This window comes from Bradyrhizobium sp. UFLA05-108 (assembly GCF_059803455.1).
In genome coordinates, this window is the sequence record NZ_JBANAZ010000026.1 from 89,415 (window position 1) to 115,707 (window position 26,293).

The window sequence follows — 26,293 nt, forward strand, 5'->3', positions numbered from 1 at the left end:
GATCGTGGAGCGTCCACGGAAGAACTTCATGACCGCTTTTCAATATCAGGAGATCGAGCGCAGTCTTTTCTTTCGACCAATTACTAAAGATGCCTCTTCGGTGCGTGCCACGAAATAAAAGATCGTCATCGTGCCAAGCTGTCCTTCGCGATAGGCCTTGCGCCACGAAAACAGAAGCTGTTTCGAAAGCCCGTGATGCCGTGCTGTCGCCGACACCAGCCGCGGACCCGAAAAACTTTCCTCGACAATCCGCAGCTTCTCGGCAGCCGACCAGCGCCGACGCCGACCAGTCTCCACAACTTCAAGGCGACGCATCTGGCGACTATCAGTAAGGATATCCATACCGACAGTCAGCTACAGACCGGATAAACTCGCAAGACGGCCGTCCTCGGACGAGTACCTCCGAATTGAGGACGGTATATCTGTCCCTGACCCCCGGAGCGCATTTCGCATTTAAGCCCTACAGACACCCCGGGACACATCCCTCGAAGCACCCCCTCATACCGTGTCAGCATCTCCGTTGGGGGGATGAGCGCGGAATTGTGAGTTGGGTCAAAGACTTCGTCATTTCGCGAGGGGACCATTCCCGGCCTCACTCGGGGTCAGCGGTCGCCGGGGAGCGCGGCGTCTATTTCTATTTATCGAGCTGTCCGGCCATGCCCACTTTCCTTTTCCTCCTCGGCAGGCTCCGCAGCATGGCCCGGTCAATCTGTCCCTCGATGCGAAACGGTATTGTGCTCCCGGTGATCAGCCGAGCCTGCTTCAGCTCCATTGGAACGGAGCCGATAAGCGTGACCATATCCCGGTAATAGATGACCTTTTCAACGTGATCGGCTACAAACTGTCTTTTGGCATCGAAGTCAGTGCACCGCTCTAAGCCCATGCTCGTCCGTTCGCAGAATTGACGTATGCCGTCATCCAACTCTTGAAAACCGCGACATAGCCCTTGTGGCCCGCACTCGAGTTCGTCGACCGCGCCATGACCGAGCAATTGTCCCGTCGAGCGCCTCTACTGTAGCACGCTCGCACGAGGCCGTGCTGCTCATACTATCGCATGCTCTCCGCGCACCCGCCTTACGGAGGGGTGTAGGGAGTGGCCTCTTTAGCCTTGTAGATGCGACTAGGCGACGGGCTCGCCGCCGAACTGTTTGGACATCGTTGGGCTGATGTCTGCTTTCGCGGAGAGACGCCATTCTACGCAATGAACACCCCACGTTGTGGAGAGCTTGGGAGGCTTGTGCGCACGCCGACTATCTCTGGAGCAAAATTGGCAGCTGAAACTCCACCCGTTGACACCGTTTGCAACCCTCTGTATCTTTTTTCCCGCTCTGCACCCTGACTGACACCGTTCGATTCCGGCGGCAAATTTTATGTTCGCCTTAGTTTGTTTTGAACCCGGACGACGCGATTGTCGTTCCTAACAGTCAGAGATCATCATGATTAGTGAAGTTATCTTTGACGTAAGTCCGATACAATCAGGCGCTAGGCGATCGCTAAAGGCATTCGCCAACGCTCCTATGACCGTGGCGATCAAATGCTTCACGAATGCTCCGCCTCCCCCGGGTTACAAAGCGTGTCCTTCGTGCGGAACGATTGCCTTAAAGAGTGGCGCGGCGATCGACATCACTGCGGATCAAAGCACCTTCGACCAGGCAGGTGGAGGCGAACTCCATGTCACAGTAGAGGACGCTACCGGCGATACTCGCGACTTTCGATTGACGGTAGTTGATCGTGGGAGCTCATCCTCTTTTTTCGTCAATCAGGAGGCCTAACAATGGCCTCCAAGACGGAAACCCGCGCGGTAGAGCCTCTACGTAATTTGAAAGGTGATGTACTTGAGTACGTGCAGAAAATCTTGGATGAGGCGATAAACGAAGCGAAGGCCTCTCAAGTTAGCTATGAAAAACACGCGCGATGGCGCTATTACCTTGCGGTAGTTCTCAAAGGAATTGCCTTGTTTGGAGGATTGGCCGTCGCCACCCTTAGCGTGGATAAGGTGATCCTAGGAATCGTGATTTCGGTAGCCGTTGCGCTTGACCAGCTATTCTCCAATTACAGGCGGATGATGACCGAGACTGTCGCAGCGGCAGCCATCGACCGGACAATACGTAAAGTTCAAGCCAACTACAATGACCAGCTGGTCGACGTGATAAAGGCAAATCAACAGGGTAATAAGGCTGTCGCCAGCGATCTCCTGACTAATCTTGCTCGACTGTCGGCGAAAAATGTCCGAGATGAGTTGGATCGCATTAAGACGGCCGTTGCAGCTGCAAATATTGAGTTCTTGAGCAGTCTCAATCTCGATAAGCCTGCAACGACCCCATTGCCAGAACTCCCCAAGCTGCCGAGCGCGCCGTCCCCAAGTCCCGAGGCGCCGGCTGCGCTACCAACGGCTCCAGCCGCTCCTACTTCGCTCCATCCGGCGCAAACGCCTTCCCAAACACCTAAGGATAGCGGCAAAACTTCTAGCTGATCCGGGGCGGAAGTGGTCCGCCGGATTGAGGCGCTGTTCGAGATCGAGCGGGCGATCAACGGACAGACTCCTGAAAGGCGCAGGGCTCTTCGACAGGAGCTCAGCGCGCCGCTGGTCGCCAATCTGGAGACCTGGATTGAGCGGCGCGCCAAACTCTCGCGCGGCAACGATGTCGCCAAGGCCATGGATTACATGCTCAAGCGCTGGATCGCGTTCACACGATTCCTCGACGATGGCCGCATCTGCCTGTCAAACAATGCCGCCGAGCGCGGCGTACGCGGTATCGCCCAGGGCAGAAAATCCTGGTTGTTCTGCGGCTCGGACCGTGGCGGTGAGCGGGCCGCGGTGATGTACAGCCTGATCGTCGCGGCGAAAATGAACGATATTGATCCGCAGGCCTGGCTGGCCGACGTTCTCGCTCGCATCGCCGAGCATCCGTCCAAAGGCTCGACGAATTGCTGCCGTGGAATTGGCGTAGGCGCAACGCGCAGACCACTCAGGCCGCCTGACCATGCCCGGGATCAGCTACCGCGCGAGTGAACTCGCCGCGGTGCTCACCGGATGCTAAGGCTTACCCTTAAACGGGCTCCGCGCCGACCTAAGAAACGATATTTTCGATGCCGTGTATTTCCATAGCCCGCATTGCCCGCGACGTAGCGCAATATGGACACGGTTATCAGGGGGTGTCTCTCGGGGTGTGTAAGGAGGTGTGTGCAAGGGTATCCGAGCATTGTCGCACACGCGTCGAAACAATCTGCGTCAGTTCTGCGAGACATAACCAACTACGAAACCGGCGTTCCCGACTGGTGAGCCGCTCTTTTAGTAGTGGTGGCCGCTACGCTGCTAATTTTTTCCTTGTACGGGCGATTTTTGTACTCCTCGCCACGCTCTGGTGGCTTATCCAACGCTTGGATTGCATGAGTTGACCGGTCGACCTGTACAGGAAGGAAAGAACCTCGGCAGTTCTGAAAATCTTCAGTTCGGACATCCGCGGATTGCTGCTCCGCTTTAGTTCCAAGCCAAGGTACTTCGACCCTTACCTGCTACTGGACGAAATGGGCTAGGGAACCATCGGCGCACGGAGCGCCCGCTTTTTGGGCGACAATGCAAGCTGAAAGCCGTCGCCGTAATGTCGCGAAGTCCGCGTTCGCTAAGATCGGCCCGAGTGCAATGCTTTCATTACCAAGCAATTTCTTGACATAGGCGAGGAGCTCTCCATCGGCCGTCGTGGCGCCATTCGGAAACAACAACGAACGAAGGCGATCGGGACCCGGATCATTCGCTGCCCGAATGTCGTCATTGATGGCATCCAACAACGCCGCACCTATGGACTCGTCTTCGGTATCACCATCGGTTAGATGCCTCTTTCTCAACTCCTTCACTACAGGCCTCATATCTTCGATGCTTGGGTCAGTCACGTTCATGCTTACCTTGGCCGAGACTGCTGCCTTTCGGAGGAACGCCCAAACTCGTTCGCGCCCCAGGTGAGTAAACAATCCAACTTCGAATGCATCCAAAAGAGGATGACGATCACAGTCTTGATACCTGCCAAGTCCGACCTTGATTGCGCTGAGCTTTTCATCGGTGTCGATTGCATAAGTTTTTTCATCGATAGGCCAATCGCTATCCCGAACGATTGGCGGCAGCGGCCCTCTTGTTCTGTTAGATCTTGGGTTCAGCTCATAAGTGTATCCATAAAAGAAATTCCCCAATGCTTCTCGGGTTGGCGAAATCTTTTGACGAGGATCGTTACTCGCAAAACTGGCGAAGGGCGTAGATTTGTCTACGCATAACATCATCTGAATGCGACCAACAAACTCGGGTGATAAGCTTCGCTCGATCTTGGTCAGCGCGCCTGTTGTCGCAGAAGGCGATTGTTGCTGCCTCCCGATCGATGGTGGATTCAAATTAGACAGCAGCTGCGAATTCAACTGAAGATTTAGAGGTAGGCCCGTATCCTTCAGGAGACCATTCATTGCCTGCGCGGCGGTCTTCCAATCCCGAGCGTTCACCGAAGCTGTTAGCTCCAAAATCCGCGACCTAACCAGATCGACTAGGTTCGTTTTTTCGGTCAAACGTTGATTGCTAGTTGATAATGCAATTTGGGCTTCAGCAAGCTTAGATTTCTGCAATTCGAGCGATGCTTGTATCTTGTCGCGTTCCACGGACGCCGCTGTGGCATCAGCACTTGCTTTATCCGCTTTTGCCTTTTCGTCTTCGGTTTTTTTTGTGGCCTTGCCCATTACGTCAAAAAGACGATCAAGGGTTGCAACCTGAGTAGAATTAAGGTTTGCCATCGCCTCGTAGGTCTTGTTCAACAACGCTCCTGCTTCATTGAACTTCTGACTGTACTCTCGGCTCGCTCTTTCGGCGCGCTCGTTATTTAGGCGCTGTGCTTCCTCGAAACTATGTTGAAATTGGTAAATTGCATATAAGGCCAGCGCGAAGAGCACAATCAGAGAGGCTTGGGCGCCGAGCAAACGCAATGTCTCCGCGGCAACATCCCATAGCGTACGTCCTACAGCACTCTTTGGCGCCGCATCTTGCTTCTCGGGATCCTCGCTCATGATCAGCCTCACGCACCTTGGTCACCCAACTTTAGCGTGTTTTGTACGGCTCGGGGAACGAAAATGGGCGGCCCGACAACCGGACCGCAAGTTAGAGCATTAAGCGCGTTTCTAATACTCCGAAAACTTCGACCCGCCGACCTGTCAGGCGCTGGTGCCCCGCGGCGTTGTCCCGGCATTGCCGGAGAGAATGGTACGAACGCAGCGGCATGACCTTGGCAGAATCCGGTTTCCAGCTTTACGCTCCCGCACTGGTTGTTATTGGACAGGGCTTCCCCAAGGGGCATGTGATGGCCGGCGCCGATCATGGTCACTAGCTAGTCCGGGCTCTCGCACTTGTCCGCCCAAGTCCCTAATCTTCCCATCATGCCCAAATTAGACTTCTGCCTGCTAGGCGAGGGCGTGCCGGCTCGGTCGGCGCCATTCCCAGCCTGACTTACTGGATTCTGACGAACCCCAGAAACCCTTTCGTTCGGCTGAGCCGTCCGACAGCTCAGGCCGTTCCTAACGGTGCTCGATAGCATTGATGGATATGCCTATGAGGAGAACCAGAAAGGGATACTTCATTTCGCATGCGACTTCCTTCCTGGCGCCTTGGCGGTAGGTGAGGATAGGTTCGATAGGGTCCGCTCCATACGCACGAGCGCAACTGTCAGCTCTCGAACTTGAATCGCCTCTCCTTCGGTAATTGAAGAGTCGGAGGGCGATCCGTGGCCCGCTAAAGGCTCTATGTTGCGGCGCTTAAAGATCTCTTCGATTGTGTCCAGTAATGGAGCCGCTAGTTTAGACTGCTTTCTATACAGGCTGAACCAACTTCCTAGGCTACGGTTTTGCACACTCGGACTAGGTACGACGAGCTTCGCCATCGTCTCAAATGTTGAAGCTGCAGTATGCAGCACAAGGGACCAGTCGCGATCCTGTAGCGCTCTGTCCATTCGATCAACAAGCTTGCGAACATTCAGGTGCTCGCCCGGCGCCAGAGGTTCGTCTGGCAACTCTGCGATCGTGACGAGGACCACCTTTGTGCCGCGCGAGCCTTCTTCGAGGCGAATGCTGCATCCATCCGCTTCTAGAACAGCATTAACATCTTCGATCGGGAGTACCCCCTCGTCGATAAAATCAACCAATATCTCGGTTAACTGAGCCGCCTCAGGACGGCGCATGACAACTTCTAACTCGCCGTTATGCCATGCATACTCCGCGGGTTGATAATCCCAGTCGCTGAGTTCAAGTATGTAAATCGGTCGAGCGAGGACGGCATTGGCCAGATTTACGATCTTATTTGCCCGGATGAGTGCCATCTGGTGTTCTTCGTCCGAGCCTGTCGTCTTCACGACCTTTCGCAGCAGTCGCGTCAGGTGAAGCCGTGCTTCAAGGGATACTACTTCCAACTCGACTCTCTCTCGCGTGCGGTTATCAAGGACCGAACCGGGTACTTTAGCGTTCATATTCGCAAACCTCGTTGGACTGCATGCCAGCGGAAGCCAGGCTCACTTATACTTAGCCCTTAAGGCGACCGCGCCCTTCATAAGATCGTCGGCCATAACCGAGTAACGATCTAGCGCCTCCTGTGCTTTAGCTACCTGCCCCTTCTTCATCAATATTTCGGCCGCAAGACGGGTGACGTTAGCGTTCTCGGTTCTTAGCAGCAAAACCAAATATGCCGCTTCACAAGCTTGCCGGTCTGCGTGATTTTGGCATAGCTTATCTCGGTCGGACCTCAAAAGCAGATCCATCTATGCTAATGCCGGCGAGAGGCTCGGTCTGACGCTCTGTGCGTAAGGGTTCGAGGCGGAAAGCCATAAAGCGAGAGCCGCTATTATCCGCTTCCGCATGGGCCACCTTGTGCCGCAGCTCAGTAAGAATCGAGCTTAGAAAGAAAGGTCTTAAGTTCGTCCTTCTTTCTTCGAAAGTCCGTCTGCAACACTGACAGGGAATGCTTCGCCCGCTCGAAGTCACTCCACTTAGCAATTTGGGCTTCAGAAGTGATCAGCTTGCCCTTGGAAAATCTGGTAAAACTGTCTCTGAATTCGTAAAGATCCTCAACCTCTGCTCTCAGTCGCGCTACGATATTTTTGACGTTGATGGGAACATGCTTTTCAGGTGTCAACGCATAGAGTTCACCGCATTCAACAGCGGCCTTCCGAATTGCTGCCAGGCTATCGAAGCCCATTCCCCAAAGCTCATAGTGCGGCTCCACAGTTAGAATCGACGAATTCATGACGGAAGGTCTCTCCGGTGGTCCATCTTGTCTGGTGCTTGATGTTCGCTTTCCCGGCACGTCGCCGACGGGCTTGGAATTGCAGAGAACTCTCGCCAATTCAGGCATCTTGATTCCGATCGTATTTATCAGTGGCGTTTCGGATGTGCGCGTCACCGCGGAAGCGATGAAACGCGGGGCAGTGGACTTCCTGCCGAAGCCTTTCCGTGAACAGGAATTTCTCGATGCGGTACGGATTGGCGTGGAACGCGACCGAAGCCGCCTGGAGCGCGAGCAGGTCGCGCGCGAAGCCCGAGTTCGCGTCGAGGGTCTCACGCCGCGGGAGCGCGACATCCTGCCATTGGTGGCGGACGGATTGATCGCCAAGTAGATCGCTGTCAGGTTGAATGTCAGCGAGGTCACGGTGAAGGTCAATCGTGCGCGGATGATGAGAAAGCTGGAGCTGCGTTCGCCCGTAGAGGTCGTTAGGCTCGTCGACAGCATCAGAACCGATGTAGGGACGGCACGTCCAGGCCTCGTCCGATCAAACGTCGCGCACTTCCAAGCCAGGTCGAAGCGCGAAGTCTCGAGAGAATATGTCCCTCCCCGCAAAAGCATGCTGCGACCGTCTACCTGAAAACGAGCATAGTTTTTCGGGCCGCTTTCGTCCGCGCGGATGAGGGTAGGCCTGCAACACCAACTTTGTGCCGTCCACCAAGCACGGAAGACGCCAGGGGCACATCTCATCACACGCGTGGCCGTCGTGGGCGGCGCGACCGGCCCCTTCGGTGTGGGCGGTGCAAATTCGAGCTCCGGTCAGCGGGGGGCTAGCTTGCTCGATGAATCGTGGGGCTGCTGATTCAGCAGCAGGCCTATGTTGCTGGCAACGGTGACCGATGGAGGTGAACAATTATCCAGTCCCCACCGCGTTGGCAACCTCGAAAGTCACTCGCCCTTTTGAAAAGATCGGTGGTCCCTCTCTCGTGCTGGTAAGGGTGTCAAATCGCGCGATGACCACCGTACTTTCATCGTCACCATGGCGTCCGTATTCTCGAGCTTCACGGTGCGAGGCTTGTCAGCGTTTAGAGCAACATCGAAGTATTTGTGGATCTGGTCTGGTCAGAACGACCTTCCCGAGCGTACCAATCATCAGGGCATCGGGCGCGTACAGATGGGCAATTCCGTCGACATCAGCTTCGCTGAACGCCTTGGCCCATTTTTCGATGACTTGATAAGTCTCTTCCTTCGGCCCCGCATAAGCCAACGAGGTCGAAACGACCGCGAAGCAAACCGCCAGAACAAGCCCGCGCATTCCACTCTCCCTCAAAACGTCTCAGGATTGCTGCTTCTTGCAGAACACGCGGGAAAGGGGTCTCGGGCTTCGAAAAATGCGTCGGGTACTTGTCACATTTTCGCGGTATGCATCTTTCTCGTTTTATACCAAGCTAGGAGATCCCAAAATGGCCACAGCAACCGTCGGCGTAAACGCAGAGGGCGATGAACGAACGATAGTCACCGACTCCCGCGGGACCACAGCTTAAGACGGAAACGGCGAGATCATAGTCGCTGCGGGTGACAATCGGCACCAGGAGTACGTCGAACTTTAGGGAGAGCGTGACGGCGGCCGCGTTGTAGAGGAAACGCTCGAAATTCCCGACGATCAAATAAGCGAGTACATAAAGAGGGATGATCCGGGTGATGAAATTGACGTCGACGGCCCCGAGCCAGACTGCCCAGGCTCGGACAATGATGGCAACGACGATAAGTAAACCCGAAGATCAGTTGCGCCGGTAGCTTTTGTACAGCCAAGTTCGGCCCCATAAACTTTTGGAAGAGACTCATGAGGATTGGTTCAGTATTCCAGCGGTTAGCTCCTGGATGATCGGGACCGCCACACTGCTTTGGGCAGCGATTTCGTACACGTTCAACAGCCGTCGATCTCGTTCTCTGGAACGCACGCGATTCCTTTTTGAACAACAAAAGTTCTTTGAGACTGATCTTTCAATGCGGACGGGCAACAAGATACTATAAGAACTTATGCCTGATTTCAGCATTGATACGTTCTTGGAAGTGATGACAACTCTAAAAGGAAAGCCCAATGAAATTAGCCACAGCATGGCATTCGAAAGTTACCTTAATTTTCTCTGGCGCATTGCTTACGCACATATCCCGCGCTCGTGTTCAGGCTCATGCCGCCAGCCTCGGATCGTGTGCAAGCATCGTGTAGATCGACGCCCAAGGGAGCAGTTCAGGCCAACCATTGACGAGCTGTCAGGCTCATAACCTGAAGGTCGCAAGTTCAAATCTTGCCTCGCAACCAAGTTTCAAGTCCTTGAGAGCGCTCCGTTTTCGAGGGTTTTTTGCTGCTCCCATTTTGGCTGAAAATTTCGCTCGTGGAAGCGTCGGAAGGAAAGTCGCAGCGTAAAATCGGCGAGGGGCGCGATGACTCAATTCTGATTACAAGTCGATGGCGAGCGCCGCAACTCACGTCAGATCAGCGCTCGTCACGCGTCGCATTGCAAGAGGCGCCCATTGAAGCCGCCGAGGAACTGCGCGGCGAAGAACCGCGTGACCCGCATTTCGCCGGAACGGCCGCCGCCCAGCTGCCATGTGCGACATGGCGATCGAGCGTGTTGTAGCAAGTGTTGACCGCTCCTCCGGCGCACCAACGGCCGTAGATGCCCATTGATGGATCGAAGATCTTTCTCGGCCACTCGATCCAATCAACCTCTTTCGCAGCTTCCGCCCAAAATCCTTCCGGATCAGCTAGCGCACGCGCAAGACTTTCCTGATAATAGCTCACACCTAAGCCCCCAATGATTGACGGCTTGCTCATTTTGATTCCTTCACAACCACGTTGAGGGTCTGTACCGTCTCGGAGATTGTGTGATGCTGCGGATCCGCCCAATAGAGTCTTATTGTGTGCCGACCAGGCTTGGCAGGGAGATCGAAAACATAGAGATAGCGGCCATCACCAAGCTGGATCAGTTGGTCTGCCATTGGCATGAGCTCGGTTTCGTCCATCGCAACATGCAGATGAACGCTCGGATTGGCAGAGCTCACGGTCATTTCTGCGATGTTATCGTCGGCTTGGAAAACGAAAGCAACACGCTCGCCGATGGTATTACCCGATTGCGGCAGGAGGATCTTCAATGCGGGCAACTCGCCGGTATTTCCCGATCTCGCAACAAGCGCACCGTCAGACCCGTGCATATGGTGCATGCCCGGCTCATGGTGTTGTGCGTGGGCTGGAGCCGCGACCAGAGCGCCAGCCACAAGAATCATGCACCAAATGAACTGTTTGAATCGATCGCCAAACCGGTTGGGACGGGATGATATTTGCATGCTTTCCTCCTTTGTTTGCGAGCCCTGAAAGATTTCCACTAATTCAGTGCACATGTTGAGCGGGTGGCGGGAGAATTTTGGACTCTCTATTGAGAACTCGGACCTGCGAGATCAGCTCGTCGGAATTTTGCCAACCACTTTCGTCCTCCTCTTGCAACCAGCGCGCACGGATGTATCCGAACCTGTCGATTAGGAATTCCATGGAATGTCTTCCCATTTCCAAACGCTTGGGATCTCCACGATTTGTAGTGCTCCGGGAGAGTAGATCGTAACTCTCTCTAACCTCTTGTGCTCCATGCCGGACATTCGGGACGCCCGCCGCCAGCTTTGCGTCCGGCGACACGATAATCGCCCACAATCGTTCTTTCCGGAATCTTTTCTGCTCAAGGCGCAGCTGTTTAATGCGCATTGCGTCGGGCTTTTCAGGAAACACGAGCAACACATTGCTTTGCTCACGGAAGTCCTTCAGCTCCCTCTCCGCCCCATTCTCGTCCTCTAAGAAAAAGTTTGGAGCCCCCAGCCACGGATGATCGGGTACGATTTCAGGCGACAGGAGGCGCGCCTGAAATCCCTCTGAAAACGTCCGCAGGAAGTTGATCACATCCCAGCGGGCCTGTTCATCCAATACATCAGCAAATCCGGGCATGCCGCTTTTTGGAATTCCATGGCTAAGCCACCAAAACATGTCGCCGGCCGTGTGCAGCGCAGTATGCGGTTCGCTCAAATTCGCGGACGGCTTGGGAAGGGTCGATGCCGCCGGACCATCGCCAAGCCCTCCGCTGCCGTGGCAAGCCGCACAATTCTGGGCAAATAGACGCTTTCCATTGGTTATTGATATCGTCGAATAGGCAACCGACGGGCGGCGGTAAGTATCGGGATAGGCTTGCACGGATATCTGCCACAGACCGCCTGCGACCGAAATAACGGCGGCGGCGCCTGCTGCAACTGCTTTTACCTTTTGCGGCTTTCTCAAACAAACGAGTAGGCCCCAGAAGAGTGACAATAGTGCTAGTGAGAAGGCGCCCGCCGCGATAACGGGCGTCGGCCACGCCGGCCACGTGGCTTCGATCGAAAAGCGAAACGGCAGCCACCAGATGGGCTGATCATGTCGTGCTGGTATGACTGAAGAGAGCGCGGCTGCGCAGCCGACGGTCAGAACACCGCAAAAGAATTCAGTTGCTGCCCATCCAGCTCCTGCAAGAAAAGCCGCGGGTTTTGCTCCTACGGTTTCCATGACGGGTAGGAAGCGCGTGCGAATACGATTGGCCACCAACAGGATGCATGCAAGCAGAGCAAGCTTCGTTATAATTAGTTGACCGTAGGTCGTGCCAAGCCACTCGCCAGCCGAACTAGCGGAGCTAAACGCGAGCACCAAACCTGATGCGACGACGACGACCACGAAACCGATTGCTAGTTGGGAGAAACGTCGTAGCGTCGCTGCGACATAGACGCGCCGAGTCTCCGTGGAGGTGACAGCGACCGAAGCCACCAGCCAGATCCAAGCCGGTAAGGCCCCAAGCCAAGCAGAAACCGCGAGCACGTGAAGTTGATAGGTCGGAACGAGCCAACGGCTGTTGTCTTCCCCGGCGGCGTGTCCAGCAAGTGGACCAATCAGCGCGATCAGTGCTGCTGTCCCGGCTGTCACGATTGAAGCTAAACGTTGCTGCTCCCTCGACCAGCCGCGAATTAGGATCGCTGTCGGCAGCAGCAAAAGAAGAGAGAGCGCTAATCTTGCAAGCGTGATCCGGCCGTAATGTGTGTCAAATCCGAATCTTTCCAGCGTCTGGCCAGCCGCTACTATCTCCGGTAGTGCCATATCTGTCGCAATCGCGACTTGAGCGATAAATAACCCAGCGGTAGCAAAGAGGTGAATGCCGGCCGCCCAGAGAAAGCTCACCTGCACTCGTCTTTGCCAAGCGGCAAGGAACGGATCGGAAGACGGCGCTGCCAGCAACAGAAAGAGTACTCCGCCTATGACCCATGCAAGCGCAATGTCAGCGATGGCCTTGCACAGAGCTGGAAACAATACCGTCATTCCGCATGCCTAACGTTCCTCGACGGTGAACTGATAGCCGTAGTCCACCACATGCCCGTCTTGCGAGAGCACGCGGTAATGAACTGAATAGCTGCCCGGCCTCATGTCAGATACTGCCGTTACCATGCACTTCGGATCATTGCCTGCTTTCAAATCGCCGAGCGTTAGCGACTGACCGTTGGCGTTCTTGAGCTCCACTTTCGAAAACTTGAGCTCTATGCGTTCGTTGAAGCACAGTTCGATCTGCTGCGGCGAATAAGCTAACACTGCCCGGCTCGCGGGATCGGACTTCACGAGAGCGGCATGTGCAGAGGCAGCCGTCGGCAGGCACACGAGGCCAACGCACAGCAACGTGATGCCAAGCGCTGATACCGGACGCCTGCTTGCGGACGAGAGTTCTTTTACCGTCCCTTGAATCAGCCTAGTTCGCGCCCTGCCGGTGCCGGCGGTCAAGTTTGACGTGCCAGCATGACCGAGTGACGGCCCCGTCGCTACTCGGATGTAATCGCTCTTGTTTCCGTGTTTTTCGTGAGACATGAGTGTGACCTTATTGCCGGACAGCGGCCGACAAAGTGCTAGCCTAGCTTTCCTTGCGCAACGTGGAGTACCAAAACAGGGCGGCCCCGGCTGCCAGCGTTCCTAGAACGATTGCGAAACTGTCCCTATATCGGACCCAAATCCCGTTGCCGTAACCAACCGAAAACGGAAATCTCGATACGTATTTCGGTCCGTCGCCGACTGTCACGAGGCCCACAAAGCGCCCGGATTCGGGGAACGTGTACTGAAACGATAGTGAGCCTGTCGGATATTGTTTTGGCGGGATTCGAAGGACGGCCTCGCTGTCTACGTCGTTGCCGGCGTCTCGCAACAACCGCACCTCGATGGGCAGATCACGTAGCACATCGCCGACGGCATCCAAGACGATGACCGTGCGGCCGATTTCCGGAATGTCCTCGCAAAATTCCTGATTCCCCTGCTTGGCCGGCTGGTATCCGGTAAAATGCATCATATAGGGCCCAGCGCGAAGCTTGCACACGTCTTTCTCCATCGAGACTCCCCCGTGTGCAATCGCTGGCCGCGCCGCACCGCAGTCTAGGATGAGGAGCAAAGATGGAATTCCAAGCACTGCGGCTTTTACGATGTTCAACCCGCACCTCCTTTCGGATTCTCAGCCGTGCGGTTGTCGGGATCGGTGAATACAGGGACCATGGGGCCGCTGACGTTTGAGATTGTCCGTTTGCCGTGCTCGTCATAGAAGAACAACAGTCCTCCCAACGTGTTGTCCGGATCGTTGATCAGGCTACTCAAGCGCTCCGTCTCCCATGCCGCGTCGGTCGCTTCGATATCGACTGTCTTCGTTTCACCCGGCTTGAGCGGTCGGCTGTCGCTCACCTTAAGCCCATTCGGAGGAAGCAATTCCTTGGGGTAATTCGGATCCACCGTCGCCATTGCCTGGCTAACCTCATGGTTGATGAAGCGCTGATTGGAAGTTAAGAACTCGCCAAGCTGTGCTGAGGTGCTCCCATTGTTCGTCAGTGTCACGTTCATACGAAGCGAGCGGCCAGGGACGTCATAGTTTGACTTTTTGACCACAACTTTGACCTGCTCAGGCACTTCCGGTAGGGGCTCGACTGTTGCGCGGGCCCCCTGCAGCGGCACGGTCCTTGGATAAGCGGTGTCGGTCGCCTGAAAGCCGAAGAATACGATGAGAATCGTCGCCACGAGTAAACCGGCCCCAAATAGGCGATCGGTGCTGGTAACGAGCTGAGATCGATCGCCGCCTTTTTCCGTCAACGCGCGAAAACGCGGCAGCAGGAGCGGCCGGCGCAACCACCAGACAAGCCACACGATGGCGATCGCAACCCACAAGCCATGCCAGAAGAACACCCTGCCAAGGCCCCAGGTTTCGAGATTGTCGATAGTCTCGCCACTGAGAGTTTTGATTGGAAGCTTGAAGTCGCTTTCGTTCCCCGTCACCGTCAGCCAGTTTCCCGGTCCGAGCAGCGGCCCGGCTCCCATCACGTTGATCATCGGATGGACGTGATGGTGGCCTGGCACTCGTCCTTTGAGCACTGTTTTGAATTCATAGTCCCGGTTCAACTCCAGTTTGGTGGACTGAATTGCTGGGACGCCATTAATGTAGCTCTCGGTTCGGGCTAGCACCGGGCCCGGCGTCCCGTTTCCCAGAAAGGCCGCTTCGGGAAGGGGTAGGTTGACTGGCCAGATCGGGAAGAGTCGGAACTTGCCGGTGACAACGATTTCACCGTTCACGGGAATTTCGTTCGTGCTCCACTTCACATCGTAAAAATGAGCCGTCCGCATCCGCAGAAACGGCTCCTGATTGCGCTCACCATGCGCCAGAGCAGCATCTGGGACGAAGGTCAGTATTCCGATCTGCATGATCGCCGCCGCTGCCGATAAGATTACACGCACGCATGAGCTTTTGCGGAAACAGAATGTTCTCATTTGGAGTCCTCCACAGTCCCAGCAGGATCATTCGGCTGCGACGAAGCGCCCTTGCAGGCTGGTGCCGTCTATGGCTTTTTGGGCTGTCTCAGCTGGCTGATCCTTATCGGTGAGGCCCATAAAATTTTTCAGGGTGTTTGGCGTCGTTACCACACGAGCGAGGAGCATTCCGATATGCCACCACGCCAAATACATCAGTATGGATACGAACGCCGAGAAAAAGGAGGCGATAATGGCTGAGTGGCCACCAAAAGTTCGAAGCGTGCCCCGCTCTATCAGCCGGATATACTCAGGCAGGGCGGTGCGGGTGAAGGCATAGCTGATGTAATCACCCACGGAAACAAGCTGCCCCATCACTTCTACGGGTAGCCGATATGGCGCCAGCCAAAACCAGTTAGCCGGGTAGAAAAGCAGTGCGAATGCAAAGGCGCCGGACATCGCCGTGAACAAAAAATTCCCGGTCAGCAAAAGAGCGACATCGAGGACTAGTGCGCCAGGTATCAGCAGCGCTGGAATGACCTCGCTCATCGGAAAGTACGACCACAGGTGGAAACCGAAATATCGATTTATCCACTGACCGAACAGGAGACAAACGACCGCAAATGTAGCGGCGATTGGAAGTCTAAATTTAGTCCAAAACACATACTGCAAAGCTGCAGGGAATGTTATGGCCATAATTGGAGTCAGGGTGACCCACCACTGTCTGTCTTTCCAATCGATCCACATATCCCAGTCCCCTGCGGTCAGCATGTAATGAAGGTGGAATGCGCCGGAGACGGCCAGAAAAAGGATGGCGGCGACGAGAAGGTCAAACACTCTTGAGATTCTTGCTGACTCTTTAGGCCATTCGAGCCCATACAGTTTCACAGACGTTCCTCCTTGCATGGCTTCCTCCTTAATTCTTTTACCGAGTTGAGATCGACCTTCCTGGAAACCGACGCCCGACATGTTTACAAGACGGCATGCTTTGCACATGCCGGGCTGTCAGCGATTAATGGTTCATAAGCGGTTTCAGCGCTGGGTGGCGACCGAAACTTCGTCCTCTCGGGAAAGCCGCCCGATCACTTCAAGCATGTGCATCGCGATCTGGATCAGGAGCCCACCCAAGGCCAGCACACTCCAGCCCATCACGACAAAACCCCAGTGCAAGGGATAGGAGAACACCTCTTCCATCAGGAAGAAGGCATGGCCCCACTCGTTGTAGCCCAAGTTCGGCAATATTAGAAACGGACCTACAACCGCGAGCACGAATGGAATTGAGATCTGCGTTGCGAACTTCGGCAGCCTCGTCATCGCGTACAGAAATGATCCCACGCCAAACAGCACGTAGAGTGGCATGGTGCCGTAGAACAGCACGATGTGACTCGGCGTGAAGCTTGTATCCCGGACCACAACCTGATGCCATGAGGCGTCCTGCTCGGCAAAGAAGCTCGTAGCGAACCAGACGCAAAAGGCATAGACGAAGATGAACAGGACCAGATTGAAGTAACGCCGGAGCTCTTCCCGCGGTTTGAGCGCGCCAAGATTGCGGTCTCGCGTGAACCATAGATACGCCCAGGTCACCACCCAGAGCAAAGGGATGACGCTAAGCTCAACCTTCAGCAACGTCATCCAAGCGGCATCGAACGCGGGCTCAGTCGAATCCAGGCCGGCACTCCAAGCATAGACCTGCTGAAAGATGCGCCAGAACACCATCAGCGCTAGCACCGCCAGAGTGACTCCTGCTGCAAGTTTGAAATTCGCCAACGGCTGAGTACGGTCCTCAGCGGCAGACTTGGCGTTATCAGTCATCGTGATCGACATCTTGTCTCCTCCTTGAGAATGCCTAAGGTGTAGTGTTGTTTTGCGAGGGTAGTGCTCACTCCGATCGTTGACCGCAAGGATAGGATCTGTCTTCAAGCTCCCAGCTTTCTGGTTACCTCCTTGCGAACGGCGCACGCATACATGTTGATTTCGAGACCGACCGGTATTCGACGATTTTTGGGGCTTTCAGCTCATATCGATTTGCTCCTGGCTAGATGAATGCGGCGCAAAAAGTCGCGAGGACACGAGGTCCTCGCAGTGGGGGAGAACTCACCGAGTGCGCTGCAAGTGCTCGGCGAAAAAGAAACCCATGATCACGCCATCCCTGCCACCGCGCGCTGTGCCATCACCCTGATGAGATTGGCGCGACAATCCGACGATCCGCAGGAATATGATCCGACTCTTGCCTCGCCCGCTGCTGCTCTTGCAAAGCAGCGTATTGATGCATCCAAGCGTCCGTATTGAACGATTCGTTATAGTTGGACTCCACATCACTCTCCCTAGATGAGGTAAATCTTCATAGCTGACCCGGAGCTAAGCCGTTCGCTCAGGTCGACGACCGCAACAAAGCCAAAAAACGACAGTCCTCCCCCTTCTCTCTGTTCGCTCATTACCCGCACCCTCCTTTTGAAAGAGCGGTGCGGCACGTCGGGTTTGAACCTGGCCCGTATAGACGCAAGACGGTCCGCTTTCATCTCAAACGAGCCGTCCTGCTCCGGCTTCAATTTGGAAATTGGCCGCGCGTTCGGTCTCAGGTTACAACCTCACGCCACGTACGAATCAAGCCTTGATGGCTGTAGCGAGGCTGATTGAGGCAAGTGTCGAGAAAGCGGGTTCGCCTCGCGCTTCTTTCGTCGGAATCCGCAGAGGATCATTAACTTGAGGCTCGACGCGTGCACATACCTCAATCAGCCTCGCCATGACCGGCAGCAGCGTGTGGCCGCCGGCGAGATGCTTCGAATCTTTGCCCTTGGCGAACAGGCTCGCGCTTCGTCGACCGAGGAGGCGCGATGATAAGTGGTCTGGTACATCTCCGTTGCTCCCTCTTTAAGCCGAGTGGATCGTGCGTCACACCCGGTCCGGGGTCGCGGGCATTTCCAGGTTGCTCTTGCCGATCGCATCCGTGATCGCGTTGATCACGGCCGCCGAGGCGCCGATCGCGACCGCCTCGCCGCAGCCCTTGATGCCGAGCGGAATGACCGGGCACACGTGGTGTGGCTGAGCTTGAACGACGGCAGGTCATCGGCGCGCGGCATGGCGTAATCCATGAAGGAGGCCATCACCGGCTGGCCGTTCGAGTCATAGACCGCATGCTCGAGCAGGGCCTGCCCGATGCCCTGGGCAAGGTCGGCATGGACCTGGCCGTCGTCGATCATCGGCCAGCGATGATCTCGCTGAGCGTGCCGCCGGTAGGATCGTGACGCGCTGCTGTCGTTCTTAGACTTCCCGGCGAGTATTGGGGTCATTTGCGCACCTCGAACCCGATCGAAAGCGTGTTCGCCACGGTGCGCGCCACCGAACGGTGCATAGCAAGGGAGCGCTCTCACCGAACACCGCCAGACTGATGGTCTTCAAATTGATCGGTGCCGCATCGAGGACTTGACGTCGGCTCAGCGGCGCAATCACCCGCCGAGGGTCATCGCAGGTGTCAGATTCACTGACGGCATCGAGGCCACCTCTATGCCCGAACCACGCCGCCTGATCGGGCTCGTCACCCAAATTCAACATAGCTCGCTGTAGATGCCTCTGTTACTGAAGATCACGGACAGTTAGCGAGCAGAAGAAGATTGTCGGGTTGAATGTCGTCCGCCGCCGTCTTGATGTACTTTTGCCCATCGTGCGTGGCCCACACCACATCAACCCTGCGGCCGTTTTCTTCGACATAGAACTCCCATTCGTCGCTCTCGATATCTTTGATAGCCTGATCGATGGATCGCTTCCACGGCGTCCCGTCGGGGTTAGCTCCCCCAACATGTGTGATTCTTTCGTGAGGGTTCTTTCTGTCCGTCTTGTTGACGTAGCGAATGCGTGCGCGTTTAGCCATTCTCGTCTCTCCTAATCTCTCCTAAATCTGCAAGTCCTGAGGGACCAGCATAGACCAATGGTTGGATTCGGCTGCCACCAATCCTGGTAGGTGCGGTGCACGCGCTCACCCCGATTTCCACCGCTCCGACATCTGCGCCGCTCCCCTCCACCCTGCGCCTCGTCATTGCGACCGCCCCAACTGGCGGCGACTTCAACCGATTTGATGTCGCGACGCAGGCGATCGTGGCCCCCGTGAATGCTCGGGGCCATGTGGCGTTCTATGCAAGCGTCGTTCACAGCAAACAGACGGAAGGGATATTTCTTGAAGTGGGCTCTCGCATCGTCAAGTCCGCGGCGGTCGGGGATTCAGTACCTGGGGGCGGTCTACTGTCGGAGTTCGCGAAGCATCCCACTCCGTCGCTCAACAGCGCCGACAAGGTCGCCTTCGGGGCCGCAGTGAGCGGCGCTCGTGCGTCGGAGGGTGTCTTCCTCGCGGGCGACGGCGCGCTCAAGGTTATTGCCTTGAGCGGAAACGATGCGCCGGGGATGCCGACCGGCACGTTCGCGGAGTTCGACACGCCGATCTTAGCTTTCCGAGAACAAGGAGAGCAACGGCAGTATCATCAACGTCGGGATAATAGTTGTTAGCGCGTTCGAAGGCCCACCCGCCAGGGCGCACATTCTTGATCTTAACAGCCCAGTCTCCAGGGACGAGAACCTGCTGATTGAGAGCCCATTCCAACGCCTTGCGAACTTCGGTCTTGTCTGAAGATACACCAGCCTCGTGGAGCGCAAGGATTGCTAACAAAGTATCCCAAACCGGAGATTCGCTCGCCTGAATATGAGTGGCGCCATTTCGCTCATAGCTCCAGTGTGCGCCCAGCGCGCCGATCGCCTTGGAAACCACCGGGTGGTCTTTGCTGTACCCCTCGTTAATCAGTGCGATCATTCCATATATCCAGGGGGGTTGGATACCTCCCCACGCACCGTCCGCATCTTGATGCCGGATCATCCATTCGAGGCAGAGCTTGATCGAATTCTCACGGAAGGGGATCAGCTTCAGTCTCTGCGCCGTGTGAAGGCCGCGATCAATCTTCAAAAAGAGCCATTCTAGCGAGAAGGTGCGCGCGCGCTTCGCCGGAATCGAAAAGTCGAAATCCTCGTAGGTACTTGGAAAGAGCTCTTCGAGTTTGCTGCCGCCAGGGAGCGGCCAAACAGGGGTGCGGGCCGCTACAACGGTGAGGGGCACCATGGTCGCACGAGCCCACTGAGCGAAATTGTGAATGTTGAATGGAAACCAAAGCGGCAGCCGAATAATCTCTGAGGGCAGATTGGGCGTATGCTCCCAAGGCCAAGCGCCCACCATAGCAAGCCAATACCGCGTGAACACGCGGAGGTTTCTAATCGCGTCGTGCTCCAGGATCCATGCACGAGCCCGAACCAGTTCGTTGCAATTGGGATCAAATCCCTTGGCCCGCAGCGCTGCGTAGACCTCCACCGTCGAGTTGATATCGCCATCCGGTGCGCCAGGGTATGTTTCCCAGGAGCCATCGGGCCGCTGTCGTTGCAGCAGAGCCCCGATGATTTCCTTCTCAGAAGGCAGCTCGAAGCCAAGAATATAGCTAGCCAGCAACCACTCAGCCTCGATGGTCGAGTTTGACCCGACCATACCAACCCAGAATCCGGACGAATCTTGAGCTTGCCAGAGCCAGCCAACCGCCGCCTGGATCGCCTTAGACAGCCGATTGGAGTGAGGTCGAACGATCGACGGATTTTCTAAGTGGCTGAGATTCATTGTTTTTTTCTGAGATGTGATTATGAGAGCTGTACACCTAGAGCATGAAGCGAGGCCGATTGCTTCCGCGATCATCGCCGCCCGGACTTGATCGATCGCCCGATCGGCGGCGCCCAGAAGCAGCACTCCAGCATCCGACGTCACCAGGCCAGCATCGAAGACCGCTTCCACAGCCCGGCCTTCCACCACTCCAAAATCAAACCGTTCTGCGCTACACTCTGTTCGCATCGGGACATTCCTTGAATCATCGCAAAGTCCTTCTCGCAAAAGAACTTTCGCTGATTCGCGCCCCGACGCGCCTCAACACTGTGAGAAGTGCGGGCTAACTTTGGCAGAAGCTCCACTTATCGACGCGGGATTGCTGTTCAGACAACCGAGACCATCTCGCGCCACAACTGCGCCGCCCGCTTGGCTTCTTGCCCTGTTCGCGTTCCCACAGCGAAGCGTCAAAGCGCATGCCTGCGCCTGACGACCGTGCTTTCCAGCGTGGTATGCCGACATACCAGCGGCCGCCGCGCTTGCCACTGCTTCGTCGTCCAGCGCATCGCTTGCGATCTGGCCGCCATCACGCGCCACGTCCCAAAGGTGAGGCTCATCCTTTGGCTGGTATCTGTCGGGCTCGCCGTTGATGGGGCAATGGGGCCCATCATAGCGCCTCGCGTCCCCGTAAAAGCGCAACGCGAGTTCCAAGTCGGCAACCCGATGAAGTAACACAGTCGCTTCCATCGCGATGAGGTCGGCTTCTGTCATCTTGGGTCGGTTGCACCTTCGTGTTTGCGCGGGAGCACCGTTTGATACTGCGATCATGTCAAGTTCGCGCAGGCGATCAAGCGGCACTCCGCGTCGCCACCGCAGCTGAAGCCAAAAGTGAGCAAGTGATCGTCTCACCGGCGAACGACGTCAAGGATGAGCAACTGGGCCGGCAAGTCTTCACGCTCTACTCCAGTCTCTCCCGCGCGATCATTGCGGACCAATCGCGCCCTTGCAGGGAACCGAAGAAGGCGCGTCGCAGTTCGATGCTGGGCTCTTTCCACACATCAGCGCCCAGTGGGCAAAGCTTGCGCGCCACCGCTCCCGCATCTTCCAACCTCGCGTGTTTCGACGCCAAGGCCCACTTACCCGGCCTGGGCGTGCGCGCGTATTTGTATATTTGTATATGTCGAACATGCGCTATCTCCGCGCTAACAATTAGTGCTTCGTTCTCGCCGCCCGCAACCTATGACGACTGGTAGGCCAACAGATTGAGGGGCTTCCACTCAAAGGAGCAACTGCCGCGCGTTGAGAACACCGCCATATCTAACCTAATCATTGATGCCTCGCTCCCCGATGCTGAACCCATGAACAGGATGATACCCGGATAGGATCGCATTGCGTTGATCACGTGGATTGTTTGATCTTTTGGTTCAATGCGGGTCGCGTGCGACCACCCCACTAGCCACCTATTCGATCACGCTTGATCACGCCCGATCCTCGTGACACATAACAATAGCGCTTCTATCGCATTGCGTACTGTGGGCGGCTATGGCAGCGGTTAGAGGGATAGAGAACGGCCTTCCGCTCCCAGCAAACGATCCCCGTTTCTCCCCGACCGATCCCAGCTGCGGAACAGTGGAAACGCCATGGCAAGCTTGACCGACACCGCGATCCGACATGCGATGAAGCGCGTCGAACTCAGCCGGAGACAAGAAAACCTTGCAGATGGCGAAGGCCGCGGCACCGGGCGTCTCGTCCTTGTCCTCAAGCCGATGCCGAAGCGTGTGACCGCTGAGTGGATGGCGCAGCAATGGCGACGGTAAACGCCTTGGGTGTGAGGATCGGCTTGACGACGCGCCGCTAATCAATCCGGAGACGCCGACTATGATGGCCAGATATCCCGACTGGCGACCGCCATTTGCGAGGGCTTCTCTGCGAGAGCAGAGACGGTGATTCTGATGCGCAGCTCAACGGACAGCACGCCGCGCATGTGGGGCTTGCAGCTTCGGGAGAGGATCGGCTTCAAAGAGCGACCGTGTCACTGGTGCCCGGCAAGCGGCTGCTGAACTGCTACTCTTGCCGCAAACATAAACACACTTCGCCGCCGGCTGGGCGGCCGCGGTGTCTCCTACTTGCGATACTGAGCCGGAGGCTGCGGGTTGTTGGCCGGATTAGTATCGTGCTTGGACAGTCGCGCAATCAACTTGCCGCCGACAAGGGGTTGCAAGTCCGCTTCCAGAGCATCAGCGAGCGGCTTGGCATAGACTTCATTGCCTTCGACATAGAGCGTGAACGCCTTGAGGTATTTCGCCTGCTTTTCTGCATTCTCGATCGTCGCTTTCGTCCAAGCGTAAAGCGGATAGTTTTCGGTACCTCGTTTCTCGGCTTCGGCCACATACTCGGCGAACGCATCGAACTGGCACTTCATCGACGCACGATGTTTAGCGAGGATGTCCGCTAGCGGCTTGATCGCTGCATTGTCGGGATCGGCGCGCGCCAACCCGGCGAGCTCCTCCTCGAGATTGATCCGCACCTGGCATTCCCATTGCTTGTCCATCACCGGCTTCCCGAGGCCCTTACGAGCCCGCCTGTCGGCTATGAATGGTCAACTTGGACCGACGGTCTGGTGAATTGGTCAAGGCCATCGAAAGGCATCGAGCCAGAACTCGGCGGTTTTCTGGGATGTTCATCATCGTCATGTGGTCACCCGGAACGGCCACGGCGTGAATGGCATCTGGACGCAAAACCCTGTCCCAACCCCGTAAGGGCGAACTTGCTTCCTGACCTATTGAACCTCGTGCACGACGGCTGCGGACAGGCTCGTTGACATAAAACTGGTTGATCTCGATTCCAAGAGGTGGCGGTTCATACAAGTCCAGTGCCCTTTGAAACTGCGCGGCCTTTTCGTAAGTCAGAAGAAGGCTTTCTAGATCACGATCCAGGGGTACCGCCCCAATTTGCTGTGCCTTTTTAATCAGTTGGCCGATCGAGCTGTTTTCAGCAAATCGTGCTAAGAATCGAAAGCTCTCATCTTCCAAGAATTCCAAAGAATCCAGTAGCAGTTCCCGTACCATTTGGGTCAGCGATAGGCTTCGTCGATTTGCAGGTAACGCAGTATCCATGAAGGCCATGAACGACACAGCTTCATTCAGATTCAGTAAGTGCTGCGCAATTGCGTAAGCCAAGATTGCCCCAGATGAGTATCCAGCAAAGCGATACGGTCCATGTGGCTGAATCCCTCTAGCTGCCAGGATTACTTCCGCGGCTATGGCCTCAAGAGTTGGGGGACGTATGTCGTCGAAATGCGGCCATGCCAAAGCATAGACCGGACAGTCTACGTCCATTTCCTTCACGAGGGGGAGGACATAGGAACAATCGCCCAACCCTGTGGGAACAAAGAAGAGCGGTGGCTGTGATCCCGTTTCCAGAACGGAAATCACTTGCGGACTGCTGGGCTGTCGCTTCAATTGAATCTTCGATGCAAGCTCGCTCAGAACAGGGGCTTGGAAGAGGTCGGCAGCGCTAAACGTCAGCCCAGCTTCTAGTGCTCGACTGATCAGCCGCACCGCCAACAGCGAGTGGCCGCCGAGCGCAAAGAAGTGGTCGTGGCGTCCGACCCGCTCAACACCTAGAAGCTCGGCCCAGATCGTTGCCAGCGCGGTCTCGATGTCGCCTTGCGGCGCCTGGTAGACTGCGCGCGCATACGCCTCATCTTGCGGCGCCGGCAGCGCCTTGCGGTCGAGCTTGCCGTTCGGCGTCAGCGGCAGCGCCGCCAGCTGCACAAACGCCGATGGCACCATATACTCCGGCAGCCGCGCACTTAGGTGCGCGCGCAAGGCGCCGGCAAGATCGGCCCCCTCAGCTTCGGCCGCATGTTCGGCCGCCGCCACGAGATACGCAACGAGTCGCGGCTCGCCCGTCCCATCCTGGTGCGCCGCCACCGCCGCCTCGCGCACCAACGGGTGCTCGGCGAGCCGCGCCGCGATCTCGCCGGGCTCGATGCGGAAGCCGCGGATCTTCACCTGATCGTCATTGCGGCCCAGAAACTCCAGATTGCCGTCCGGCAGATAGCGCGCAACGTCGCCGGTGCGGTACAGCCGCGCCCCAGGCTCAGTGCTGAACGGATCGGCCCAAAACCGCTCCGCCGTCAGCTCGGGCCGGTTCAGATAGCCGCGCGCAACCCCCGCCCCGCCGATATAGAGCTCGCCCACCGCGCCAAACGGAACAGGCGCACCATCACCGTCCAGCAGATACACCTGCGTGTTCGCGATCGGACGGCCAATTGGGACAACTGCCCCGCCAAACCTAGTGCGACAAAGCCAAGCCACCGCATCAATTGTCGTCTCAGTAGGCCCATAGAGATTGACAAGTGCCTGCGACCCAAATTGCAACCATCTGTTGACTAACTCTTTTCGGAGGAGCTCTCCACCACAGAATAGGTAGCGCAAAGAAGCGATTTTCTGCTGCTCAACGTCAGCGACTGTAAGCAATGCTGAAAGAAGCGACGGAACCACTTGCAGGACTGTGACTCGGTAGTTGTGCAATAGATCTAAAATGGTTCGAATGTCTGATTGCCGGTCGAGAGGAAGAAGGATCAAACGTGCTCCAATCGATAAAGCTGTCCATAGCTCCCACACGGCAGCATCAAAAGCGAAGGAAGTACGCTGTAAGAAGATGTCCTGGGCGGTGAACTGGAATTGATCGACCTGCCAGGTCGTATGATTCACCAAGCCGCGATGCTCGACCATGACCCCCTTGGGGGTGCCTGTTGATCCCGAGGTGTAGATCACATAGGCGAGATGGCGCGAGATCAGGCCGAGCGCACGCGGGTCCGGATCCGACGCCGGCAGATTTGCCCATTCCGGCGTCGCCGCCAGATCCACCACCGTCAGATCGAGTAGCGCATCGTCGCCCAGCGCCGATCGTCCCGCCGCATCGGCCAGCAGCACTCGCGGCGCCGCATCGTCGAGAACCTGCTTGAACCGCGCCGACGGATAGGCCGGATCCAGCGGCAGATAGGCGCCCCCCGCCTTGAGGATCGCCAGCAGCCCCACCACCATCGCGACGCTGCGCGCAAGGCAGATCGCCACCGGCTGGTCCGGTCTCACCCCGAGTGCGATCAGATGATGCGCCAGGCGGTTGGCCCGTGCATTGAGCTCGCCATAGCTCAGGCGTTCGTCCGCACAGACCACCGCCACCGCATCCGGCGTCTTGGCGACCTGCGCCTCGAACAGCTCGTGGATGCACTGCTCTGAGGGATAAGGCGCCGCCGTCCGGTTTAGCTCCTCCAGCAGATACGCCCGTTCGTCGGCCGGCAGGATATCAATCCGCCCGACTGCTTGCCCTGCATCGGCCACCATCGCACCCAGCAGCGCCAGCAGATAGCCCCGCTGCCGCTCGATGGTCGCCTGATCGAACAGCGCCGTGGCATAGCCCAGCGTTCCGGCGATCGCCTCGCCATGCTCGCCAAGGTTCAGCTCCAGATCGAACTTGACCTGATCGTACCCATCCCCCGCCGCCTCCACACGCAGCCTAGGAAGGTCGAACGCCGGGGCGGCGTTGTTCTGCCAGGCCAGCATCACCTGGAACACCGGCGTGTGATCAAGACGCC

General features: G+C 56.6%; 21 protein-coding genes, 1 tRNA gene and 8 pseudogenes. 9 read left to right on the forward strand and 21 right to left on the reverse strand.

Annotated elements, in window-relative coordinates:
• Positions 1–45 precede the first annotated feature (45 nt).
• Together SO140_RS20495 and SO140_RS20500 are read right to left on the reverse strand one after the other, a co-directional pair.
• Entirely contained in the window at positions 46–342 is a 297-nt protein-coding gene (locus SO140_RS20495; RefSeq protein WP_498543056.1) for a transposase, read from the reverse strand.
• Positions 343–634: 292 nt separating this feature from the next.
• A complete protein-coding gene (locus SO140_RS20500; RefSeq protein ID WP_498543057.1) occupies positions 635–922 on the reverse strand; it encodes a hypothetical protein in 288 nt (95 codons plus the stop codon).
• Between the two features lie 852 nt (positions 923–1,774).
• Here SO140_RS20500 and SO140_RS20505 point away from each other — a divergent pair.
• Together SO140_RS20505 and SO140_RS20510 are read left to right on the forward strand one after the other, a co-directional pair.
• Positions 1,775–2,473: a hypothetical protein gene (locus SO140_RS20505; RefSeq protein ID WP_498543058.1), complete on the forward strand. Its 699-nt coding sequence runs from the start codon at positions 1,775–1,777 to the stop codon at positions 2,471–2,473.
• A gap of 9 nt (positions 2,474–2,482) precedes the next feature.
• Positions 2,483–2,982, forward strand: a pseudogene (locus SO140_RS20510) (IS66 family transposase); the annotation flags it as partial.
• 534 nt (positions 2,983–3,516) lie between these two features.
• Here SO140_RS20510 and SO140_RS20515 read toward each other — a convergent pair.
• The 3 genes from SO140_RS20515 to SO140_RS20525 form a co-directional block, all read right to left on the reverse strand.
• On the reverse strand, positions 3,517–5,040 hold the full coding sequence (locus tag SO140_RS20515; protein ID WP_498543059.1) for a hypothetical protein: 1,524 nt from the start codon (positions 5,038–5,040) through the stop codon (positions 3,517–3,519).
• Positions 5,041–5,603: 563 nt separating this feature from the next.
• On the reverse strand, positions 5,604–6,488 hold the full coding sequence (locus SO140_RS20520; RefSeq protein WP_498543060.1) for a hypothetical protein: 885 nt from the start codon (positions 6,486–6,488) through the stop codon (positions 5,604–5,606).
• Positions 6,489–6,895: 407 nt separating this feature from the next.
• Positions 6,896–7,261, reverse strand: coding sequence for a hypothetical protein (locus SO140_RS20525; protein ID WP_498543061.1), 366 nt, complete (start codon positions 7,259–7,261; stop codon positions 6,896–6,898).
• Here SO140_RS20525 and SO140_RS20530 point away from each other — a divergent pair.
• Positions 7,260–7,631, forward strand: coding sequence for a response regulator transcription factor (locus SO140_RS20530; protein ID WP_498543062.1), 372 nt, complete (start codon positions 7,260–7,262; stop codon positions 7,629–7,631). The genes SO140_RS20525 and SO140_RS20530 overlap by 2 nt on opposite strands.
• Before the next feature lie 12 nt (positions 7,632–7,643).
• Positions 7,644–7,877: a LuxR C-terminal-related transcriptional regulator gene (locus tag SO140_RS20535; protein ID WP_498543063.1), complete on the forward strand. Its 234-nt coding sequence runs from the start codon at positions 7,644–7,646 to the stop codon at positions 7,875–7,877.
• A gap of 438 nt (positions 7,878–8,315) precedes the next feature.
• On the opposite strand, the gene SO140_RS20540 is transcribed toward SO140_RS20535, so the two are convergent.
• Entirely contained in the window at positions 8,316–8,552 is a 237-nt protein-coding gene (locus tag SO140_RS20540; protein WP_498543064.1) for a nuclear transport factor 2 family protein, read from the reverse strand.
• Positions 8,553–9,472: 920 nt separating this feature from the next.
• Here SO140_RS20540 and SO140_RS20545 point away from each other — a divergent pair.
• Positions 9,473–9,560 (forward strand) — tRNA-Met (locus SO140_RS20545).
• 285 nt (positions 9,561–9,845) lie between these two features.
• Here the strand turns inward: SO140_RS20545 and SO140_RS20550 are convergent.
• The 9 genes and pseudogenes from SO140_RS20550 to pqqA all read right to left on the reverse strand — a co-directional run.
• Positions 9,846–10,076: pseudogene (locus SO140_RS20550) on the reverse strand (acetyl-coenzyme A synthetase N-terminal domain-containing protein); the annotation flags it as partial.
• Complete coding sequence (locus SO140_RS20555) at positions 10,073–10,585, reverse strand: hypothetical protein (RefSeq protein ID WP_498543065.1); 513 nt, start codon at positions 10,583–10,585, stop codon at positions 10,073–10,075. The pseudogene SO140_RS20550 and the gene SO140_RS20555, both read right to left, overlap by 4 nt.
• Before the next feature lie 43 nt (positions 10,586–10,628).
• Positions 10,629–12,620: a c-type cytochrome gene (locus tag SO140_RS20560; RefSeq protein ID WP_498543066.1), complete on the reverse strand. Its 1,992-nt coding sequence runs from the start codon at positions 12,618–12,620 to the stop codon at positions 10,629–10,631.
• Positions 12,621–12,629: 9 nt separating this feature from the next.
• A complete protein-coding gene (locus tag SO140_RS20565; RefSeq protein WP_498543067.1) occupies positions 12,630–13,073 on the reverse strand; it encodes a copper resistance CopC family protein in 444 nt (147 codons plus the stop codon).
• Positions 13,074–13,200: 127 nt separating this feature from the next.
• Positions 13,201–13,668 carry a hypothetical protein gene (locus SO140_RS20570; protein WP_438101693.1) on the reverse strand — a complete coding sequence of 156 codons (468 nt, stop codon included), beginning with the start codon at positions 13,666–13,668 and terminating at the stop codon, positions 13,201–13,203.
• A gap of 95 nt (positions 13,669–13,763) precedes the next feature.
• Entirely contained in the window at positions 13,764–15,086 is a 1,323-nt protein-coding gene (gene amoB, locus SO140_RS20575; RefSeq protein WP_498543068.1) for a bacterial ammonia monooxygenase, subunit AmoB, read from the reverse strand.
• Positions 15,087–15,113: 27 nt separating this feature from the next.
• Positions 15,114–16,061, reverse strand: a complete 948-nt coding sequence (gene amoA, locus SO140_RS20580; RefSeq protein WP_498541821.1) for a bacterial ammonia monooxygenase, subunit AmoA — start codon at positions 16,059–16,061, stop codon at positions 15,114–15,116.
• Between the two features lie 36 nt (positions 16,062–16,097).
• Positions 16,098–16,889, reverse strand: a complete 792-nt coding sequence (gene amoC, locus SO140_RS20585; protein WP_449384496.1) for a bacterial ammonia monooxygenase, subunit AmoC — start codon at positions 16,887–16,889, stop codon at positions 16,098–16,100.
• A gap of 92 nt (positions 16,890–16,981) precedes the next feature.
• Positions 16,982–17,079, reverse strand: a pseudogene (gene pqqA / locus SO140_RS20590) (pyrroloquinoline quinone precursor peptide PqqA).
• Between the two features lie 29 nt (positions 17,080–17,108).
• On the opposite strand from pqqA, the gene SO140_RS20595 reads away from it, so the two are divergent.
• A complete protein-coding gene (locus SO140_RS20595) occupies positions 17,109–17,354 on the forward strand; it encodes a hypothetical protein (protein ID WP_498541822.1) in 246 nt (81 codons plus the stop codon).
• A 453-nt stretch (positions 17,355–17,807) separates the two neighbouring features.
• On the opposite strand, the pseudogene SO140_RS20600 reads toward SO140_RS20595, so the two are convergent.
• Together SO140_RS20600 and SO140_RS20605 are read right to left on the reverse strand one after the other, a co-directional pair.
• Positions 17,808–17,920 (reverse strand): annotated as a pseudogene (locus tag SO140_RS20600) (FAD binding domain-containing protein); the annotation flags it as partial.
• Between the two features lie 37 nt (positions 17,921–17,957).
• A pseudogene (locus SO140_RS20605) lies at positions 17,958–18,268 on the reverse strand (molybdopterin cofactor-binding domain-containing protein); the annotation flags it as partial.
• Positions 18,269–18,302: 34 nt separating this feature from the next.
• Between SO140_RS20605 and SO140_RS20610 the strand changes: the two are divergent.
• Positions 18,303–18,629, forward strand: a pseudogene (locus SO140_RS20610) (hypothetical protein); the annotation flags it as partial.
• 19 nt (positions 18,630–18,648) lie between these two features.
• Here the strand turns inward: SO140_RS20610 and SO140_RS20615 are convergent.
• The gene (locus tag SO140_RS20615) at positions 18,649–18,933 is read right to left on the reverse strand and encodes a DUF3892 domain-containing protein (protein WP_458192524.1); all 285 of its coding nucleotides are present in this window, start codon (positions 18,931–18,933) and stop codon (positions 18,649–18,651) included.
• 233 nt (positions 18,934–19,166) lie between these two features.
• On the opposite strand from SO140_RS20615, the pseudogene SO140_RS20620 reads away from it, so the two are divergent.
• Positions 19,167–19,442, forward strand: a pseudogene (locus tag SO140_RS20620) (DUF7453 family protein); the annotation flags it as partial.
• On the opposite strand, the gene SO140_RS20625 reads toward SO140_RS20620, so the two are convergent.
• Positions 19,429–20,937 (reverse strand): hypothetical protein, encoded by a 1,509-nt coding sequence (locus tag SO140_RS20625; RefSeq protein ID WP_498543069.1) that lies wholly within the window; start codon positions 20,935–20,937, stop codon positions 19,429–19,431. The pseudogene SO140_RS20620 and the gene SO140_RS20625 overlap by 14 nt on opposite strands.
• A gap of 1,391 nt (positions 20,938–22,328) precedes the next feature.
• Here SO140_RS20625 and SO140_RS20630 point away from each other — a divergent pair.
• A pseudogene (locus SO140_RS20630) lies at positions 22,329–22,499 on the forward strand (site-specific integrase); the annotation flags it as partial.
• A gap of 311 nt (positions 22,500–22,810) precedes the next feature.
• Here SO140_RS20630 and SO140_RS20635 read toward each other — a convergent pair.
• Positions 22,811–23,239 (reverse strand): hypothetical protein, encoded by a 429-nt coding sequence (locus SO140_RS20635; RefSeq protein ID WP_498543070.1) that lies wholly within the window; start codon positions 23,237–23,239, stop codon positions 22,811–22,813.
• Between the two features lie 19 nt (positions 23,240–23,258).
• Positions 23,259–26,293 (reverse strand): non-ribosomal peptide synthetase (locus SO140_RS20640; RefSeq protein ID WP_498543071.1); only part of this gene is annotated, 3,035 nt, incomplete at its 5' end.

Excerpts from the sequence above, each read along its gene's own strand:
- SO140_RS20635 (WP_498543070.1), bottom strand. The coding sequence starts at position 23,239 with ATGGACAAGCAATGGGAATGCCAGGTGCGGATCAATCTCGAGGAGGAG.
- SO140_RS20625 (WP_498543069.1), bottom strand. The coding sequence starts at position 20,937 with ATGCGAACAGAGTGTAGCGCAGAACGGTTTGATTTTGGAGTGGTGGAA.
- SO140_RS20505 (WP_498543058.1), top strand. The coding sequence starts at position 1,775 with ATGGCCTCCAAGACGGAAACCCGCGCGGTAGAGCCTCTACGTAATTTG.
- SO140_RS20560 (WP_498543066.1), bottom strand. The coding sequence starts at position 12,620 with ATGACGGTATTGTTTCCAGCTCTGTGCAAGGCCATCGCTGACATTGCG.
- SO140_RS20570 (WP_438101693.1), bottom strand. The coding sequence starts at position 13,668 with ATGGAGAAAGACGTGTGCAAGCTTCGCGCTGGGCCCTATATGATGCAT.
- SO140_RS20495 (WP_498543056.1), bottom strand. The coding sequence starts at position 342 with ATGGATATCCTTACTGATAGTCGCCAGATGCGTCGCCTTGAAGTTGTG.
- SO140_RS20615 (WP_458192524.1), bottom strand. The coding sequence starts at position 18,933 with ATGGCTAAACGCGCACGCATTCGCTACGTCAACAAGACGGACAGAAAG.
- SO140_RS20595 (WP_498541822.1), top strand. The coding sequence starts at position 17,109 with ATGCGGCGCAAAAAGTCGCGAGGACACGAGGTCCTCGCAGTGGGGGAG.
- SO140_RS20555 (WP_498543065.1), bottom strand. The coding sequence starts at position 10,585 with ATGCAAATATCATCCCGTCCCAACCGGTTTGGCGATCGATTCAAACAG.
- SO140_RS20520 (WP_498543060.1), bottom strand. The coding sequence starts at position 6,488 with ATGAACGCTAAAGTACCCGGTTCGGTCCTTGATAACCGCACGCGAGAG.
- amoB (WP_498543068.1), bottom strand. The coding sequence starts at position 15,086 with ATGAGAACATTCTGTTTCCGCAAAAGCTCATGCGTGCGTGTAATCTTA.
- SO140_RS20525 (WP_498543061.1), bottom strand. The coding sequence starts at position 7,261 with ATGAATTCGTCGATTCTAACTGTGGAGCCGCACTATGAGCTTTGGGGA.
- amoC (WP_449384496.1), bottom strand. The coding sequence starts at position 16,889 with ATGTCGATCACGATGACTGATAACGCCAAGTCTGCCGCTGAGGACCGT.
- SO140_RS20530 (WP_498543062.1), top strand. The coding sequence starts at position 7,260 with ATGACGGAAGGTCTCTCCGGTGGTCCATCTTGTCTGGTGCTTGATGTT.
- SO140_RS20515 (WP_498543059.1), bottom strand. The coding sequence starts at position 5,040 with ATGAGCGAGGATCCCGAGAAGCAAGATGCGGCGCCAAAGAGTGCTGTA.
- SO140_RS20540 (WP_498543064.1), bottom strand. The coding sequence starts at position 8,552 with ATGCGCGGGCTTGTTCTGGCGGTTTGCTTCGCGGTCGTTTCGACCTCG.
- amoA (WP_498541821.1), bottom strand. The coding sequence starts at position 16,061 with ATGTGCAAAGCATGCCGTCTTGTAAACATGTCGGGCGTCGGTTTCCAG.